Here is a 19,048-nt window from a genome sequence, read left to right as displayed (position 1 = left end):
ATATACGTTTTCCGAACCACTTTTAGAAGCACAACTTTCAATTGGATGAAACGGCTTCTTTATATACTTCTTGCTGTGATAAATTGTCATAACCAAAGCAAACGGGTGCCCCATTGGCAGGATCTATCATGACCCTTGCATGAATACGAAAGACTTCTTCTAAAACGGGAGGTGTAATGATTTCGGTGGGGGTACCGATTTTAACGATTTCACCTTCCTTCATCGTTATGATTTCATGTGAAAACCGGGACGCATGGTTAATATCATGCAGCACCATGACAGTCGTTATTTTTTGTTCTTTATTAAGCTTTTCAACTATCTGCAAAACCTCCAGTTGATGAGCCATATCAAGGTAGGTGGTCGGTTCATCCAATAATAAAATCTCCGTTTTCTGTGCTAAAGCCATCGCTAGCCAAACTTTTTGTCTTTGACCACCGGAAAGATTTGTGATCTCCCGGTTTCTAAATGAAAGGGTTTTGGTGATATCCATGGCCCATTCAATCGTTTCTTTATCTTCTTTCGTTAATTTATTTACATTATTGCGGTGCGGATACCTTCCATATGAAATAAGCTCCTCTACCTTCAATTGGGCTGGAGCAACCGGGTTTTGGGGAAGTAGAGCCAAGTGCTTGGCAATCTGCTTCGTATGGATCTTATGTAAATCCTGACCTTGTAAAAAAACGCTTCCGCTCTTTTGCTTTAGAATGCGGCCTATCGTTTTCAGTAATGTGGATTTACCACAGCCATTAGGACCAATGATGGTAGTGACCAGGCCTTCTTTTATTTCCAAGTTCAAGTCTTTGAACACCGTGAATTTCTCGTAATTCGTTTCTAGATTTTCCATGCGGAGAATACTCACTGATCATCTCTCCTTCTACGCTTTAGCTTTAATTAGTAAATAAAGAAAATATGGGACACCAATAATTGAGATGACGATCCCAACTGGCAATTCAGCCGGTGCAAAAACGGTTTTTGCGATAAAGTCGGATGCGATCACCAGCAATGCACCAATTGCTCCCGATACTGGAATTACCTGATTGTGATGGATACCTACAAGGTGCTTTGCTATGTGGGGAGCCATTAAACCTACGAATCCGATATTTCCCGATACTGAAACGGAGGCGCCCACCAATCCGATGCTGCAGAGTAAAAGGATGATCGTTTCCTTTTCTACTGAAACCCCCAAACTTTTAACGCTCGATTCTTCCAACTGATACAAATCCAGTAAATACGCCTTTTTCTTAATAATCGGAATCAGGACTATCATCCATGGTAACATCGATGCGATGTATTTCCAGTTCGCATCATATATCGTTCCTGAAAGCCAAACCGTTGCCATTTCAAAATCGGTTGACTTCATTTTTAATGATAAATATAAGGAAAGGGCACCAAATGCCGAGCCTATGGCGATTCCGGTCAGTAAAAGGCGGCCCATGTCCAGGGTGCCATTCTTCCAAGAGAAAAGGAAAATCAATAGGGCTGCCAAAAGCCCGCCCACCAAACCGAATAGCGGAAAACTCATAATGGATAACCAGTCCGAGCCGCTGTTTTGACCTTGATAGAAAAACATGAAAATGACAATGGCCGTACCAGCACCGGCATTAATACCGAGAATACCGGAATCGGCTAAGCCATTTTTCGTAACCCCTTGAATGACAGTCCCTGCAATTCCTAAGCTCACTCCCACCAAACCGGCGATCACAATGCGGGGAAGCCTGAAATCAAAGATGACCAAATCAAAATCGGAAACTGGATTCACCCTGAATAATGTCTGAAGGACAGCTTTGACGGTTATGTCGAATGTACCGGAGATCAAACTAAAATAACTTGTAATAACGATTAAACATAAAATGATGGTCATCGTGATGGTGAAGCGCCACCGAGTATTCTTATCCATTCTTTTCTCCGCCTCTCGTTCTAATTAAGTACAGGAAGAAAGGAATGCCGATCAGGGAAGTAACGACTCCTATGGGGGTTTCGAATGGATAATTAACAAACCGGCTCAAGACATCGCAAAGAGCTAGAAAAACCGCACCGATTACCCCAGCACATGGAACGATCCACTTATAATCTATCCCAATTAAAAACCGGGTGATGTGGGGGATGATAAGTCCAACAAAACCGATTTTCCCTACAAGCGCCACTGCGATTCCCGTTAAGCAAATGACGGAAAGGAGGGCCACAGCTTTTACTATTTTTGTGCGCTGACCTAAATTGATGGAAATTTCTTCGCCTAAAGATAATATCGTAATGGATTTTGAGATGAATAGGGCGAGGATGATTCCCACCATTCCACACGGTATCGCCAATTTTAGTACATTGGGATCGATCTGGTGCAATCTCGAGTTATACCAAAAACTTACATTCTGGGAAATTTGGAAATAGGATGCTATGGCAGCAGAAATACTGCTTAAAAATGTCCCGATCACAGTTCCGATTATGGCTAATCGAACGGGTGATAATCCATTTGGAAGCAGCGACCCAAAACCAAAGACAATTCCGGCTCCCAATGCAGAACCTAACATGGAAAAGAGGATCATTTGGAATGAAGACATACCTGGAGCAAATACCATACAAAGTGTAATTACGAAAGCAGAGCCATCCGTCACTCCCATGATTGAAGGGGATGCAAGATAATTTCTTGTCATCCCCTGCATGAGTGCTCCTGATATGGCTAAAAATGCCCCGACGAGTAGGGCACCTAAAACTCTAGGCAAGCGAGAAGCCATAATGATCGTATGGTCAACGTTACTAGAGTCATAGTGGAAAATGGCATTCCATACCGTTATGGAATCTATATTTTTGGCACCATATAAAATCGATAATACGATGGAGAAGCAAATCAATAGAGGTGCCATACAAAGAATTATTATTGGTAATGAATTTGTTTTTGCCATATCAATCAACGCACCTTACTGTTTATTTAGCTAATTCTTCCGTTGCAGCCTTCAGGAAAGCTGTTTTACTCCAAGCCGTTCCACCTTGGGCAAGGGGGTCAACCGAGTTTACAAACACTTTATTGTTTTTTACTGCCGTGATGCTCTTCCAAATGGAGTTATTTTCCAAATCTTTTAACGCTTCCGGTTTTTGTGCATTTTCACTTTCCGAGAATTGCAAGAAGACATAATCTGGGTCCAGTTCTGCAAATTTTTCTAATGAAATCATTTCTTGTGCTTTAATAGGCTTAATTTCTTCAGGGACAGTCAAGCCTAGATCTTTATAAATTACTGGGTTGAAATATACATCCTCAGGATATAGGAATAGGCTGCCGTTCCGGATTCTCACCACTAAAGCCTTTTTATCCTTCAGTTTTTCACCAATTTCCAGTTTTGCTTTTGCGGCGTCATCATTATAGGTTGTGATGATTTTTTCAGCTTGATCTTTTTTTCCGGCAAGGCTGGCCATTAACCGCAGGTTGTCTTCCCAATTTGTCGAAATATGTGAATAAGGGAATGTTGGCGCCACTTTTTCCAATTGTTCCGTCACATTAGCTGGGGATTTAGAAGACCACATGATCACATCAGGTTTCATCCCAAGAAGAGTTTCATAGTTCGGCTGCATTTTTTCACCGATCGACTTAGCACCTTCGAGGTCTTTAGCCAAATATTCAGGTATTTCTCCACCTACAGTAACAACACCAGAAGGTTTAATCCCTAATATGGCTGCATCCTCCATTGATTCTAAACTAGCAGTGGCGATACTGGTGACTTTGGCTGGGATTGTATACTCCTTATCCAGATATGTGACGGTTTGGGACTTTGCTTCTTTTTTCGCCGTATCTGTCACCTTGCTCTTCTGTGAAGCATCCTCGGAAGTCTTTTCGGCATTACCGCAAGCTCCAAGTCCTAAACTGAATACTGTTGCCATTCCAAGTACGAATAATTGCTTTTTCATTAGTCGATTCCCCTTTTTGAATATATTAAATATAATTTATCGCTGCTTCATAGGATCGAAAACAAATCCTTATTGGTTGAATATCTATTTCACTTCCTTTGCCGGTTGAAATTAACAATAGCTTAACAAAATGACGCGTGGTAGTGATAACGATTATCATTATCAATTTAACATGCTATTAAATATATAATTAATTTTCAATTATTTCAAGAATAATTTTCCATAGTAATGTTTTTGGTATGTCAAAAAGGCTTTGAAAATCGGTGGGGAAAGGGGGTGGGAAAGCCCCTTTTTGTAAAATGATAGGGAAAAATTATCGGTGTATGGTTGATATATTCATTGAGAAAGATTATCATTATCGGTGTCATGGTAATCTTTCTCAATTACATTCTTTTAAATTAGGCTGATATTAAAAGAGCTTAAATTATTTGAGAAGTAAAACATTGAATAAGATTACGAGTATTAGAGGTTGGGGGAATTCATTTAGATGATGCATAAAAAAATGGACAAAAGCGTAATGGACAAAACTACTGCCAGTACAGAGGTTACGATCAAAGGAACTCAACACTTTCTCATGCATCCGAGTACCGGGGAACGTGAATACCAAATCTTTGTATCAAAGCCAATGGAAGAGCCGCCACCCTCGGGATATCCGGTCATTTATTTGCTGGATGCCAATTCCGTATTTGGAACGATGGTTGAGGCGGTACGATTGCAATCGCGCCGGCCGGAAAAGTCAGGCGTGGTTCCCGCCATCATTGTGGGTATTGGATATGCCACCAATGCACCATTTTCTTCTGAACGTTATTATGACTTCACTCTGCCCGTTGCGGTTAGCGAGTTACCAGTAAGACCAGACGGAAGTCCATGGCCTTCACATGGAGGGGCGGAAAACTTTCTGAAATTCATAGAAGACGATTTAAAACCGGAAATCGGTAAAAGGTATAAGGTCGATTACAATAGCCAAACGCTTTTCGGGCATTCCCTTGGCGGTCTTTTCGCTTTATATGTTCTTTTTGAAAATCCGTATGCTTTCCAAACATACATAGCTGGGAGCCCATCTCTCCATTGGAACAAAAAGTGGTTCCGTGAGGAGGAGGATAGGTTTCTTTCCCGATTGAATCAAGGAAATGGTGATATTTCCTTATTGCTTGGCGTGGGTGAACTGGAGGGCACCCATAAAAGCGGCATGAACGAAAATGCTTTGGAATTATCAAAACGATTATCCTTAAAAGATAGCGGAATGAATGTTCAATTCAAGGAGTTTGAAGAAGAGGGGCATCTTTCAGTTTTGCCGCCTTTGATTAACAGGGCCATACGTTTTGCTTTGAAGAGAAATGTGCCTGGTAAGAAATAGGTCTTTCTCAGTAAATAAGTGGGGGGCACTTGACCATTAAGTTATAAATATATATCATTACCTGTAGATTCCAATTGATAATGATTATCATTATTAATTGGTATTTTACTTTTTAAGCATTTGCTAAAGCCATGTACCGCCCCTGTTTGCCAAGGGGATTGTATTTGGCTTGCTATACATTGAATTATTTGATTTGGAAAGGGAGTGTCAAGGTGGACTTTTTGGAATGTAAAGGGAAGGTTGCCCTTGTAACGGGTGGTGCTCAAGGTATTGGAGGTGCCGTGGTTCAGGCTTTAGCCAAGCTTGGCCTTATAGTGGCGGCCATTGATTATAATGCCGAAAAGCTTAATGAATACGTAAGTGAATTGAAGTCTCAAGGCTTGGAGGTATATGCCTTTCCAGCGGATGTGAGCGACAGTCATGCAATCGATGGCATTGTTGAAGGAATTGAGAATGATATTGGTCCAATAGAGACACTGGTCAATGTTGCCGGAGTGTTGCGCACTGGAACGATCGAGTCATTCAGTGACCAAGATTGGGCTAAGACTTTCGCAGTCAACTCCACTGGTGTGTTTAATCTATCTCGTTCAGTGAGCAAATACATGGTGACGAGAAAAAGAGGGTCGATTGTCACGGTCGGATCGAATGCCGCAAGTGTCCCTCGAATCTCATTGGCTGCCTATGCGGCATCGAAGGCAGCTGCCGTCATGTTTACGAAGTGTTTAGGCTTGGAGCTGGCCCAATATAATATCCGCTGCAATATCGTTTCCCCCGGATCTACGGACACGGAGATGCAATGGTCCCTGTGGAACGACGAGAATGGTGCCGAAGCTGTCATAAATGGTATGCCTGAAGCATTCAAGGTAGGAATCCCACTGAAAAAAATAGCCATGCCTACTGATATAGTGGACGCTATCCTATTTTTCATATCCAATAAATCGAATCACATTACAATGAGTAATTTATGTGTGGATGGTGGAGCCACTTTAGGTGCTTGACATGGCCATGCGCGGGAATCTGAATATTAAGTGAATTTGGAGGGGTTTTAATATGATGAAGTTTGAAGGCGTTTCTGCCGTATTGGAAAAACAGCTGTTGGACGAGTATGAGGTTGGTGACTTTTTCCTTGCATCGCCATACAGAACACTATTGGGAAAAGGTTCCTTCATAACGGTTCCAAGAGATGAAGAGAATGCAAATCAAATGAAAAGTCTCGCCGCAAGGGTGGCTGCTGCATTAAAAAAGGCAAAAGAGCAAGGGCATGCCAATCCAGTGGTAACCGGTGCTGTTCCATTCGATCATCAAAAGGACGCTCAACTTATTGTACCTGAAAACATAAGTTCCTCAGCCCCTTTGCAAGATAATCAAACAAACGTTTCAATGGAAACCCAAAAGCCAACTTATCAAATGGAATCGGTACCCGAACCTTCTCTGTATATGGAGGGCGTGGAACGCGGCCTTAAGTATATAAAAAGCGGCCATCTTGACAAAATCGTCCTATCAAGAACGTTGCATCTTACTTCATCAGAAACAGTGAATATCAATCCGTTACTTCATAATCTAGCTCAGCATAACAAGAATGGTTATACCTTTGCAGTGGATTTACCCCAAAGCGCAAAGGGGAAAGATGATGCCACCTGCTCGAAAACGCTGATTGGGGCTAGCCCAGAATTGCTTGTTTCAAGATCGGGATTACAGGTTTTGGCAAATCCTCTGGCAGGGTCCAGGCCAAGGAGTGATGACCCTGTCGAGGATAAGAGGCGAGCGGACGAGTTACTTTCCTCCTCTAAGGATCTCCATGAACATGCAGTTGTTGTCCATGCCGTAGCTGATGCACTTAGACCATTTTTCAAAACGATGGATGTGCCGGAAAAACCAACAGTGATACATACCGAAACCATGTGGCATCTGTCAACGGAAGTAAAAGGTGAACTCAATGATCCCGCAACTTCGTCATTGGAGCTAGCGATTGCGCTTCACCCGACACCTGCTGTATGTGGATCACCGACTGACCTTGCACGAGAAGCCATCCAGGAAATCGAACCATTTGATCGTGGATTCTTTACAGGAATGGTTGGTTGGTGCGATGCAGAAGGAGATGGGGAATGGGTCGTTACCATCCGGTGCGCGGAAGTAGAGAGACAAGTTCTTCGCTTATTCGCTGGGGCTGGGGTGGTTGCAGAATCCAAACCAGAAGAAGAGCTTGCGGAAACATCAGCTAAATTTCAAACTATGCTGCGTGCAATGGGAATAGATGCAAAGTCACTAAATTAAAGTGTTTGGAGGGATAAAGGATGCTAAAAGGGTGTTCTTCATGGCCTAAGGAATTTGCGGATTTATATCGAGAGGAGGGGTGCTGGAAAGGGGAGACCTTCGGGGAAATGTTGCGTGACCGTGCCAAGGAACTTGGTGAGCGCATCGCCATTACAAGCGGGGAAAGAAACATGAGCTATGCGGAATTGGACAATAGTGCAGATCGGCTGGCAGCTGGATTTCAGGAACTGGGAATAAAGAAAAGTGATCGAGTGGTGGTCCAACTGCCCAATGTAATCGAATTCTTTGAGGTTTGTTTTGCACTATTCAGATTAGGAGCATTGCCTGTATTTGCTCTACCCACGCACCGAAGCAGTGAAATTAACTATTTTTGCGAGTTTGCTGAGGCAGTTGCCTACATCATCCCGGATAAGCACGCCGGATTTGATTATCGTGATCTTGCAAGGGGTGCAAAAAGCAAGAGTGATACCTTGTTAAACGTGATTGTCATGGGTGAAGAAGAAGAATTCGTTAATTTGGCGGATTTATATATCAACCCAAATAAGAATGAAACAAAAGTGGATTCATGTGACATTGCCTTTCTTCAATTATCAGGGGGAAGTACGGGATTATCAAAATTGATCCCAAGAACACATGATGATTATATATACAGTTTGAGGGTTAGCGCTGAAATTTGCCAGCTGGACAAGGAGAGTGTTTATCTCGCCGTGCTGCCAATTGCCCATAACTATCCAATGAGCTCGCCAGGTACCTTTGGCACGTTTTATGCGGGTGGCCGGGTGGTCCTTTCACCAGGCCCCAGTCCTGATGAGGCATTCCCGCTTATTGAAAAACAAGGCGTGACGATCACCGCTCTTGTACCGCCTCTGGCCTTGAGATGGCTTGATGCAGTATCTACCCGTGACCATGATTTATCCAGCCTCCAAGTGATTCAGGTTGGAGGAGCTAAGTTCAGTGCAGAAGCTGCGCGTCGGGTAACTCCTGCCTTCGGCTGCCAGTTACAGCAAGTTTTTGGCATGGCTGAAGGTCTAGTTAACTATACAAGACTAAACGACCCTGACGAAATAATCATCAACACACAAGGCAGGCCGATGTCGGAATTTGATGAAATCCGAATTGTCGATGAGGAAGACCGGGATGTCCAACAGGGGCAAGTGGGACATTTATTAACGAGAGGGCCCTATACCATTTGCGGTTATTATAAAGCCGAAGAGCATAATGCGAAGGCATTCACCATAGATGGATTCTATCGAACTGGTGATTTGGTCAGCATGACCGAGTCAGGCTATATAGTTGTGGAAGGCCGCGATAAGGATCAAATCAATCGTGGCGGTGAAAAAATTGCCGCTGAGGAAGTTGAAAATCACCTCTTGGCTCATGATGGAGTACATGATGCAGCCATCGTTTCCATGGCGGACGATTATCTAGGGGAGAGATCATGTGCATTCGTTATTCCGCGCAATCAGGCACCGAAGGCAAGGGAACTTAAACAATTCTTGAAGGAGCGGGGGCTCGCTGTCTTTAAAATTCCTGACCGGGTTGAGTTCATTGATTCCTTCCCAAAAACGCCGTTAGGTAAAGTGAGTAAAAAAGCATTACGACAAATTATATCGGATAAGCTTAACAGTCGATTTACGATGAAGTGAATAAAAAAAATCTAAAAATCATAGAAGGAGTGATTTGATGGCTATTCCTGCTATCACACCATATACAATGCCTGTTGAATCGGAGTTACCAAAAAATAAAGTTGCGTGGAAAGCGGATCCAAAGCGTTCCGTGCTTCTCATTCATGATATGCAACAATATTTCCTTAATTACTATACAGCAAGCGAATCACCGATTACTGAACTGGTAGCACATATTCAGTCCATAAAAAGTCGATGTGTGGAACTGGGGATTCCTGTCGTTTATACAGCACAACCTGGTAATCAAAACCCGGAAGATCGTGCACTGCTTACAGACTTTTGGGGTCCAGGACTTGATGATGATATCAATCAAACGAAAGTGGTGGATGAGGTCGCTCCAAGTGAAGATGACATTGTACTGACTAAATGGCGTTATAGCGCATTTAAAAGGACAAACCTTTTAGAAATGATGAAAGAACAAGGACGTGATCAACTGATCATTTGCGGGGTATATGCCCATATTGGGTGTTTGTTGACGGCAAGTGAAGCCTTCATGCAGGATATAGAACCATTTTTGGTATTTGATGCGGTGGCGGACTTTTCATTGGAAGAGCATAAAATGGCGATTAAATATGCAGCTGAACGATGTGCTGTTACAACATCAACATCCCGTTTGCTTGAACAATTGAACGGCGAAGAGCAATCATTCGCTAATCCTGTTGAAGAAAGTGATGAGCACGGTTTGACATTGAAAGGCTTAAGGCATCAGATCGCTGATCTTCTGGGTGAATCTCCATCAGATATTGATGATGAGGAGGATTTAGTGGATCTAGGAATGGATTCGATTAGAATGATGAGCCTTGTTGAGATCCTAAGGGGAAAAGGGGCAGAGATTAATTTCATGCAGATGGCTGAAAAACCGACAATCGCTGCCTGGTGGGAACTACTGTCTTCACAAAAAGCGTTAGCGTGACTGAATCCCAAAAGAAGGAGGTAAAACGAAGTGCTTAATATTCAGGACCAAGATGTGCGCTGGCAATTGTCCGGCGCGCAATCCGGTATCTGGTTTGCCCAGCAGCTGGAGCCGGATAATCCTATTTATAACACAGGGGAATACATAGAAATCAATGGACGGATTAATATAGAACATTTTGAAAAGGCGCTGAAACAGGCGGTCATGGAGGCGGAGTTTTTACACGTCCGCTTTGGTGAGGATCATAGTGGACCGTTTCAGGTCAGCGGAAAATCGAGCGAAGTTCCTTTTGAATTCATCGATGTCAGTGGAGAGGAAAACCCACGGGAAAAGGCTATGCAATGGATGAAAAAAGACCTGGCTCAACCGATTGACCTGAAAAATGATCCACTCTTCAATCAAGCCTTGTTCAAAGTGGATTCAGATCACTTTTTCTGGTATCAGCGCATTCACCATATTGTAATGGATGCTTTTGGATTTTCACTTATCTCGCAACGAGTAGCCAAACTATATACGGCTCTTCAGAAGGGTCAGAATTTGGCGGAAGGTGCCTTCGCTCCTTTACATTTACTTCTTGAGGAAGATAAGGCGTACAGAAAATCCGAGAAGTTCGAACTTGATCGCAAGTTTTGGCAAGATCGTTTTGCTGATCAGCCAGAGGTCATGAGCCTGGCTGATCGAGCTCCTCGGACTTCTAAAGGATTCATTAGTCAAACGGGTTATCTATCATCTGCAGCTACAATATCTTTAAAAGCGAATGCACATAAATATTCAGGAAGCTGGCATGAAGTGGTGATTGCAGTAACGGCCGTTTACGTAAATCGATTGACAGGCTCAAAAGATGTCATCCTGAGTTTACCGATGATGGGCCGGTTGGGATCTTCCTCATTGAACATCCCCAGTATGGTCATGAATCTGCTGCCACTCCGGTTGTCTGTACAGCCTGATATGAGTTTTCAAGAGTTAGTGAAGCAAGTGTCGAAGGAAGTCCGTACCATCCGCCGCCATCAAAATTACAGACATGAAGAATTGCGTCGAGACCTTAAACTGCTCGGTGATAACCAGCGATTATTCGGGCCTCAAATTAATGTTATGCCGTTTGATTATGGTCTGGACTTTTCAGGAAGTAAAGCGATCACACATAAGCTGGCAACAGGTCCTGTCGATGATTTGTCGATTAACATTTATGACAAGTCCGATGGAAACGGGCTAAGGATTGATTTAGATGCAAACCCAGAGGTATATACTATTGAAGATTTGAGTACTCACCATAAGCGTTTCCTGAGTTTACTTGAAATGGTTGCTGCTGCAGAGAATGTCCAATCAATTGGGGAAATTGAACTGCTTTTACCTGAGGAACAGCAGCAAGTCCTGCTTGAATGGAATCGAACGGAAACAGAGCTTCCAACTGGACTTTTACCTGGATTGTTCGAGGACCAAGTGTTAAAAACCCCTGATTGGACAGCCGTAATCGATGAAAACACCGTTCTTACATATAAGGAATTAAACAGGCGGGTCAATCAACTGTCACATCTCCTTTTGGAGAAGGGGATAGGACCTGAGAAATTCGTTGCTATAGCCCTGAACCGTTCGGTGGATATGGTCATTTCCATGTTGGCTGTGTTAAAGACAGGAGCGGCCTATTTACCTATAGACCCGGATTATCCAACGGATCGAATCGATTTCATGCTTGATGATGCACGGCCATCTTCCATCATTACAAGTGAAGAATTATCTTCAAAACTATTCGGGGCCCATGGAACGGAGCACATCGTGTTGGATGAGGAAGAGACCATTATTGCGCTGGGGAATCAGCCGGATATAAATGTGGAGGATGAACAAAGGAATGGAACGATGTCCCCGCTTAACCCGGCTTATATGATTTACACTTCGGGTTCTACAGGGAAGCCAAAAGGTGTCGTGATTCAAGCGGCAAGCCTTATCAATTTCCTTTATTCAATGCAAAACGAATTTTCATTGGATCATCGCGATCGGCTCCTTGCGGTTACAACCATTGCCTTTGATATATCAGGTTTGGAAATCTTCCTGCCGCTTTTGAACGGAGCAAGCTGTGTCATAGCTGCCAAGGAAACGATTCAAGACCCTAGAACTTTGTCCGAGATGATCGTTCAACATGAGATAAGCATCATGCAGGCCACACCAACGCTTTGGCATTCACTTGTGGCGAATTATCCTGATGTGATAAAGAATTTCAGGGTGCTAGTAGGAGGAGAGGCACTTTCGATCAGCCTGACAAACGCTTTACATGAATTAGGATGTGAAGTGACGAATCTGTACGGGCCGACGGAAACGACAATATGGTCAACATCGATTACCCTTGATCCGAACGAGAGCGGTATGCCTTCGATTGGCAAGCCCCTTTGGAATACACAGGTATATGTGCTGGATGCAGCTTTGAAGCCCGTTCCTAAAGGGACTGTAGGGGAGTTATATATTGCAGGTTTAGGGCTTGCACGTGGATATTTAGGCCGCCCGAATTTAACGGCTGAGCGTTTTGTCGCCAATCCGTATGGTCCAAAGGGTAGCCGCATGTATCGAACCGGCGATCTTGTTCGTTGGAGAGAAGATGGCTCATTGGATTATATCAGCCGGGCCGATCATCAAATCAAAATTCGGGGTTATCGTATCGAATTGGGTGAAATCGAAGCGAAACTTACCCAGCATCCTGACGTTGACCAGGCTGTAGTCATTGTTCGTGAAGATCAGCCTGGAGATAAACGTGTCGTGGCCTATATCGTCCCTTCTTTGAAAACGGCACCGGAATCTGTTGAACTTCGGGAATTTGCAGGCAGCAGTCTACCGGAATACATGGTGCCTTCCGCGATCATAACGATGGACGAGTTGCCATTGACACCAAATGGAAAGCTTAACCGGAAAGAATTGCCCGTGCCCGACCTCACTGCACTTGTATCAAATCGGGCCCCTGGAACACCGCAGGAGGAAATATTGAGCGATCTTTTTGCTGAGGTTCTTGGTCTTTCGCGGGTCGGTATCGATGATAGCTTCTTTAATTTAGGCGGTCACTCCCTTCTTGCTTCAACACTGATGGCTCGAATCAGAGATACATTCGGAGTCGAAATAGGCATTGGTAAACTCTTTGAAACACCAACAGTTTCGGGCCTTGTTAAACAGCTTTCCAATGGAAAAAGTGCAAGGTTACCTGTAAAGAAAGCCGAGAGGCCGGAAACGGTGCCCCTTTCCTTTGCACAGAGGCGATTATGGTTCCTTCACCGTCTTGAAGGGCCTAGTCCAACGTACAATATTCCGCTGGTTGTTGAATTGTCCGGTGAAATAGATACTAGGTCACTCGAGGCTGCGATCAATGATGTAGTCGAACGTCATGAAACGTTGCGCACGCTTTTCCCTGTCACCTCGGGCACTGCTCATCAATATGTGCTGGATGCCTCCGAAGCACAAGTGGAATTGTTGGTATCGCACATCAAAGAGTCCGAACTTGAAGCGGAAATCGCTACAGCTGCACGATATAGTTTCAATCTTGCAAAAGAACCGGCCATATGTGCGCAGCTTTTCACAATGGCCCCCAACAAGCATGTATTGGTTTTATTATTACATCATATTGCAGGAGATGGGTGGTCCCTGACACCGCTAACCCGCGATCTAACGGCAGCTTATGTGGCGCGATGTAAAGGTGAAGAACCTAACCTGCCTCCGTTGCCTGTACAGTATGCCGATTATGCTCTTTGGCAGGAAAGCCTTTTAGGTAGTGAGGGTGATGAATCCAGTTTAGCCATTGAACAAATGGAATACTGGAAAGAGACTTTGGCTAATCTGCCGGATCAATTGGAATTGCCCACTGATTATCCGCGGCCGCTTGAAGCTAGTTATAAAGGTGAAACCGTAGACTTTTTAATCAATCCTGAAATGCATCGACGTTTACTGGATTTGGCCCGTGATAATGGCGTCAGCTTATTCATGGTCTTGCAATCTGGACTGTCGGCACTCCTCACTCGCCTTGGGGCAGGTAACGATATCCCTATCGGAAGTCCGATAGCAGGCCGAAGTGACGATGCCTTAAGCGATCTTGTAGGAATGTTCATCAACACATTGGTGTTACGGACGGATACTTCCGGTGACCCCACTTTCCGTGAACTTCTTGACAGGGTGCGAAGGGTTAATTTAAATGCCTATGAGCATCAAGACTTGCCTTTTGAGCGTTTGGTAGAAGTGATGAATCCAGTCCGCTCTCGATCTAGGCATCCATTATTCCAGGTCATGCTGGCGCTGCAGAATACGCCTGATCCGAAATTGGAGCTTCCAGGGATACACTCCAACCTGAAGTTATATGGCGTAGGCGCATCAAAGTTCGATATGACGATCGAATTACGTGAAGACCATGCTGAAAATGGCAGTCCGGATGGGATAAACGGCTTCCTTGAATATAGTACAGATCTATTTAAGCGTGAGACCGCCGAGATGCTAATAAATCGATTAATAAGATTGTTGGACGGCGCCATTTCGGAACCGGACCGGCAAATTGGACATTTGGAAATAATGTCACCTGAAGAGCGCCAGGAAATCCTTGTGGATTGGAATGGAAGTTCTGAAGAAATACCGCATAAGAGCTTACCTGCATTACTGGAAGAACGGGTAAGCCAGTATCCTCACAATATTGCATTGGTATATGAGGGCACTTCATTGACTTATGATGAGTTAAACAAAAAAGCGAATCAGCTAGCCCATCTATTGATTGCTAAAGGTGTAGGACCAGAGCAATTCGTTGCATTGGCCATGCCTAGATCATTGGAAATGGTTATAGGATTGCTGGCTGTACTCAAGGCAGGAGCGGCATATTTGCCTTTGGATCCTGAATATCCAAATGATCGGTTAACGTTCATGCTGTCTGATGCTCAGCCTGCTTGTGTTCTAACGAGTTCGGGTGTAGCTTCCAAGCTTCCTGAGATGCATGATATCAGGCAAATCATAATGGATGAAGCCATTACGATAGAAGAATTGGCAGATCACTCAATCCTCAATCCAACGGATCGTGATCGCATTCACCCGTTATCACCTTTAAATTCGGCATATATCATATATACTTCCGGATCCACCGGTTTACCAAAAGGAGTAGTGGTCCCGCACCAGAATGTAATCAGACTTTTTGGATCGACGGAACATTGGTACCATTTCAATTCCGAAGATGTGTGGACGATGTTCCACTCTTATGCCTTTGACTTTTCGGTTTGGGAGATTTGGGGAGCTTTACTTCACGGAGGCAAGCTTGTGGTCGTCCCTCATTCCATCAGCCGGTCACCGGAAGAATTTTTACAACTGCTTGTTAAAGAAGGAGTAACGGTACTGAACCAGACACCATCAGCATTTTATCAATTGATGCAGGCTGATCGGAAAATGCCGGCACTAGGGCAGGACATTAAATTACGCTTCGTGATTTATGGCGGGGAGGCACTTGAACTGAGCCGTTTGGAGGATTGGTACAGTCGCCATCCGGAAAATGCGCCATATCTCATCAACATGTATGGAATAACGGAAACCACCGTTCATGTCAGCTATCTTGAGCTTAATCGGAATATAACATCCATAAAAGCAAATAGCCTGATTGGCTGTGCCATTCCCGATCTGGGCGTGTATGTGTTGGATGCAAGCTTACAGCCAGTTCCGCCAGGGGTAGTTGGAGAACTTTATGTTTCCGGACCTGGTCTGGCCCGTGGTTATTTAGGCCGACCAGGTTTGACGGCTGACCGTTTTGTTGCCAACCCATTCAGTTCAACAGGCAGCAGAATGTACCGCACCGGTGACTTGGCCCGTTGGCTTGTAGACGGATCTTTGGATTATATAGGCCGGGCCGATCATCAGATTAAAATCCGCGGATTCCGTATTGAATTGGGTGAAATCGAGGCATTGGTTGCTCAGCATGCCCATATTGAACAAGTTGCGGTAGTGGTTCGTGAAGACAATCCGGGTGATAAGCGTCTGGTCGCATATGTAGTGTCTGCGTCAAATGTCACCTTCGATCCGGCACATGTACGTCAATTTGTTGCAAGCAGCCTACCGGATTACATGGTGCCATCAGCCTTTGTTGAAATGGGTGAATTGCCTTTGACACCGAATGGTAAGCTGGATCGCAAGGCATTGCCGGCGCCGGAATTCGGTTCCAATCAATCAGGGCGAGGACCGAGAACTCCGCAGGAAGAGATTCTGTGCGACCTTTTTATGGAGGTTCTCGATTTGCCCCATGTCGGAATAGATGATGGATTTTTTGATCTTGGTGGCCACTCGCTGCTTGCCGTCCATTTGATGAGCAAAATACGTGAAGCACTTGGCGTTGAATTGAGTATTGGTAACCTATTCGAGGCTCCGACTGTTGCAGGGCTCGCTGAACGGCTTGAAATGGGCACGAGCAAAAGTGCTTTGGACGTCCTGTTGCCGCTTAGGAAAAACGGGCCGGAACTTCCGCTGTTTTGTGTACATCCGGCTGGAGGACTAAGCTGGTGCTATGCTGGGTTAATGAATGCACTGGGGCCTGACTATCCAATCTATGGGTTACAAGCACGAGGAATATCACAGCGGGAGCTACTCCCGCAAACGCTGACTGAAATGGCGGCGGACTATATCGATCAGTTACGGACAATCCAGCCAGAAGGACCTTATCATCTATTGGGATGGTCACTCGGAGGCAATGTCGTTCATGCAATGGCCACTCAATTGCAAAATGAGGGAGAGGACGTACGCCTGGTGGCAATCCTCGATGCATATCCAAGTCACTTCTTGCCAATGAAAGAGGCTCCGGATGATGAGGAGGCTTTGATCGCATTGCTGGCATTGGGAGGTTATGATCCTGATAGTTTAGGAGACCAGCCATTGGATAATGCCAGTGCCATAGAAATTCTCCGTCGAGATGGCAGTGCATTGGCTAGTCTAGAAGAAGAAACGATCCTTAACCTTAAAGAGACATATGTAAATTCAGTCCGAATCATGGGTGAGTATCAACCTGAAACCTTTAAGGGGAATGTGCTGTTCTTCAGGTCGACGATCATCCCGGATTGGTTTGATCCCATTTATCCAGATTCATGGAACCCATATATCCATGGATTGATTGAACAGCATAATATTGAATGCCGCCATAAGGATATGTGCCAGCCGGAACCGCTTGCTGAAATTGGCCAGGTGATCGCTGCCAAACTATCCACCATGAAGAAGCTAGCAAGAAATAATGAAGGAGGACATATCTGATGACCAACCCTTTCGAAAATGAAAATGGCATCTACCATGTATTGATAAATGAAGAAGGTCAACATTCCCTTTGGCCCGCCTTTTTGGTTATTCCAGAAGGCTGGTCCGTCATATATCGGGAGGAAAGCCGGCAGGATTGCTTGGAATATATCAACAAAAACTGGACGGATTTGCTGCCCAATAGTTTAAAACTAGTTGCCAGCAGTGATGGAACAAAGTGAAATCCAGGATACAGCTAGACCCTAAAATAGTAGTGTGCATCGTTTATGTCATAGCGATGTTCATGGTTTCGATGGACGGGACGATTGTCAATGTGATCCTCCCGACAATCAGTAATGAATTTAAGCTTGATCCTTCTTCAACCAGTGGCATTAATATTGGATATTTAGTTAGCCTGGCTGTCTTCCTTCCGGTAGCGGGTTGGCTTGGGGATCGTTTTGGGACCAAGAAGATCTTCTTGATTGCATTGGGTGTCTTTACGGCTGCCTCCTTTCTATGCGGATTTGCCAATAATCTGCAAACCTTGAACTTGTTCAGGGTTTTGCAGGGGGCTGGAGGCGGGATCCTGACACCGGTGGGAATGGCGATTTTATTTAGAACGTTCTCTGCGGAAGAACGGCCAAAGGTTTCCCGTTCCCTTGTGCTTCCCATTGCATTCGCACCAGCCATTGGTCCGATCGTTGGCGGGTTCTTCACGGAGCAGCTGTCGTGGCGCTGGGCATTTTATATAAATGTTCCTTTCGGGATTATGGTCCTGTTAATCGGTGTACTGTTTTTAAAAGAACATAAAGAGCCCACGGCTGGCAGGTTGGATCTTCCGGGATTCCTGCTGTCAGCTGCAGGCTTTTCCATGCTGATGTATGCAATGAACATAGGTCCATCAAAAGGATGGGACTCCCCGGTTATCGTGTATACAGGAATTATCGGTGCAGTTCTTGTTCTCTCATTTATTCTATTGGAACTGCGAGTGGACAAGCCGATGCTTGATTTGCGTTTATTATCCGATCGATTGTTTCGGACATTGGGCATCATCTCATTATTTTCAATGGCCGGCTTATTGGGGATGCTCTTTGTGTTCCCGTTAATGTATCAAAGTGCGCTTCATGCCTCAGCCTTGGAAAGCGGTCTGACGACATTCCCGGAAGCCATAGGTTTGATGGTGGCATCCCGGATGATGCCTTTAACTACAAAGAAACTGGGCATACATCAGGTGATCCGGATGGGGCTGCTTAGCACAATCATCATTTATACCTTGATTAGCCTTCTGGGACCGACGGCCAACCCGTGGTTCCTTCGGGCCCTATTATTTAGCGTCGGTGTATGCTTGGGACATACAGTTGTGGCCATACAGTACTCAACTTTCACTAATATCAACTCGGCTTCGATGGGGATGGCCGCCACATTGTTCAATGTTCAAAACCGGATTGGCTCTGCGATGGGTGTCGCCATCCTAGCCAGCATCCTGGGGGCAGTGGGCGCTGACACGATGGGAACGAATGGGCATGTTAACTTATCATCCTATCAATTCGCTCTCTTCGGTTCTGCCGTTTTGCTCGTCATAGCCCTATTATTTGCGATGCGCTTGAGGAAGGATGATTTTAAGGCCATCATACCGAAACAGGACAGGGCTAATTCCCTTGATGTAAAACCGGTCAAAAGCGGGTAAGTTCACTCATTCAGTTAATGTATCGGGTA

General features: G+C 44.7%; 12 protein-coding genes. 8 read left to right on the top strand and 4 right to left on the bottom strand.

Annotated features, from left to right (window positions below; all coding sequences use genetic code 11):
• Nucleotides 1-37: 37 nt before the first annotated feature.
• The 4 genes from ACWF5P_RS22085 to ACWF5P_RS22070 are packed head-to-tail and all read right to left on the bottom strand — an operon-like array spanning nt 38 to nt 3,894.
• Complete coding sequence (locus ACWF5P_RS22085; RefSeq protein WP_434168282.1) at nt 38-859, bottom strand: ATP-binding cassette domain-containing protein; 822 nt, start codon at nt 857-859, stop codon at nt 38-40.
• A 15-nt stretch (nt 860-874) separates the two neighbouring features.
• The gene (locus tag ACWF5P_RS22080; RefSeq protein WP_434168283.1) at nt 875-1,897 is read right to left on the bottom strand and encodes an iron chelate uptake ABC transporter family permease subunit; all 1,023 of its coding nucleotides are present in this window, start codon (nt 1,895-1,897) and stop codon (nt 875-877) included.
• On the bottom strand, nt 1,890-2,897 hold the full coding sequence (locus tag ACWF5P_RS22075) for a FecCD family ABC transporter permease (RefSeq protein WP_101225699.1): 1,008 nt from the start codon (nt 2,895-2,897) through the stop codon (nt 1,890-1,892). The genes ACWF5P_RS22080 and ACWF5P_RS22075 overlap by 8 nt, the downstream gene beginning before the upstream one ends.
• 22 nt (nt 2,898-2,919) lie before the next feature.
• Nucleotides 2,920-3,894 (bottom strand): iron-hydroxamate ABC transporter substrate-binding protein, encoded by a 975-nt coding sequence (locus ACWF5P_RS22070; RefSeq protein WP_434168284.1) that lies wholly within the window; start codon nt 3,892-3,894, stop codon nt 2,920-2,922.
• A 502-nt stretch (nt 3,895-4,396) separates the two neighbouring features.
• Here ACWF5P_RS22070 and ACWF5P_RS22065 point away from each other — a divergent pair.
• From ACWF5P_RS22065 to ACWF5P_RS22030, 8 genes are all read left to right on the top strand, one after another.
• On the top strand, nt 4,397-5,251 hold the full coding sequence (locus ACWF5P_RS22065) for an alpha/beta hydrolase-fold protein (RefSeq protein ID WP_434169588.1): 855 nt from the start codon (nt 4,397-4,399) through the stop codon (nt 5,249-5,251).
• Between the two features lie 212 nt (nt 5,252-5,463).
• Complete coding sequence (locus ACWF5P_RS22060) at nt 5,464-6,249, top strand: 2,3-dihydro-2,3-dihydroxybenzoate dehydrogenase (RefSeq protein ID WP_452445297.1); 786 nt, start codon at nt 5,464-5,466, stop codon at nt 6,247-6,249.
• Nucleotides 6,250-6,301: 52 nt separating this feature from the next.
• On the top strand, nt 6,302-7,525 hold the full coding sequence (gene dhbC, locus ACWF5P_RS22055; protein WP_452445296.1) for an isochorismate synthase DhbC: 1,224 nt from the start codon (nt 6,302-6,304) through the stop codon (nt 7,523-7,525).
• A gap of 20 nt (nt 7,526-7,545) precedes the next feature.
• Nucleotides 7,546-9,171, top strand: coding sequence for a (2,3-dihydroxybenzoyl)adenylate synthase (locus ACWF5P_RS22050; protein ID WP_452445295.1), 1,626 nt, complete (start codon nt 7,546-7,548; stop codon nt 9,169-9,171).
• A gap of 37 nt (nt 9,172-9,208) precedes the next feature.
• Nucleotides 9,209-10,123 (top strand): isochorismatase family protein, encoded by a 915-nt coding sequence (locus ACWF5P_RS22045; RefSeq protein WP_452445294.1) that lies wholly within the window; start codon nt 9,209-9,211, stop codon nt 10,121-10,123.
• 30 nt (nt 10,124-10,153) lie between these two features.
• A complete protein-coding gene (locus ACWF5P_RS22040; protein WP_452445293.1) occupies nt 10,154-17,353 on the top strand; it encodes an amino acid adenylation domain-containing protein in 7,200 nt (2,399 codons plus the stop codon).
• Nucleotides 17,353-17,574, top strand: a complete 222-nt coding sequence (locus ACWF5P_RS22035; protein WP_133352763.1) for an MbtH family protein — start codon at nt 17,353-17,355, stop codon at nt 17,572-17,574. The genes ACWF5P_RS22040 and ACWF5P_RS22035 overlap by 1 nt, the downstream gene beginning before the upstream one ends.
• Entirely contained in the window at nt 17,571-19,019 is a 1,449-nt protein-coding gene (locus ACWF5P_RS22030; RefSeq protein ID WP_452445292.1) for a DHA2 family efflux MFS transporter permease subunit, read from the top strand. The genes ACWF5P_RS22035 and ACWF5P_RS22030 overlap by 4 nt, the downstream gene beginning before the upstream one ends.
• The last annotated feature ends 29 nt before the right edge of the window (nt 19,020-19,048 follow it).

This window comes from Peribacillus sp. NPDC055009 (genome assembly GCF_053608705.1).
The sequence above is the reverse complement of the archived record's forward strand: the minus strand, read 5'-3'. Positions and strand labels throughout refer to the sequence as shown.

Bases quoted from the DNA above. Each gene is read 5' to 3' on its own strand.
- ACWF5P_RS22035 (WP_133352763.1), top strand. From the start codon at position 17,353: ATGACCAACCCTTTCGAAAATGAAAATGGCATCTACCATGTATTGATA.
- dhbC (WP_452445296.1), top strand. From the start codon at position 6,302: ATGATGAAGTTTGAAGGCGTTTCTGCCGTATTGGAAAAACAGCTGTTG.
- ACWF5P_RS22050 (WP_452445295.1), top strand. From the start codon at position 7,546: ATGCTAAAAGGGTGTTCTTCATGGCCTAAGGAATTTGCGGATTTATAT.
- ACWF5P_RS22065 (WP_434169588.1), top strand. From the start codon at position 4,397: ATGGACAAAAGCGTAATGGACAAAACTACTGCCAGTACAGAGGTTACG.
- ACWF5P_RS22075 (WP_101225699.1), bottom strand. From the start codon at position 2,897: ATGGCAAAAACAAATTCATTACCAATAATAATTCTTTGTATGGCACCT.
- ACWF5P_RS22045 (WP_452445294.1), top strand. From the start codon at position 9,209: ATGGCTATTCCTGCTATCACACCATATACAATGCCTGTTGAATCGGAG.
- ACWF5P_RS22080 (WP_434168283.1), bottom strand. From the start codon at position 1,897: ATGGATAAGAATACTCGGTGGCGCTTCACCATCACGATGACCATCATT.
- ACWF5P_RS22070 (WP_434168284.1), bottom strand. From the start codon at position 3,894: ATGAAAAAGCAATTATTCGTACTTGGAATGGCAACAGTATTCAGTTTA.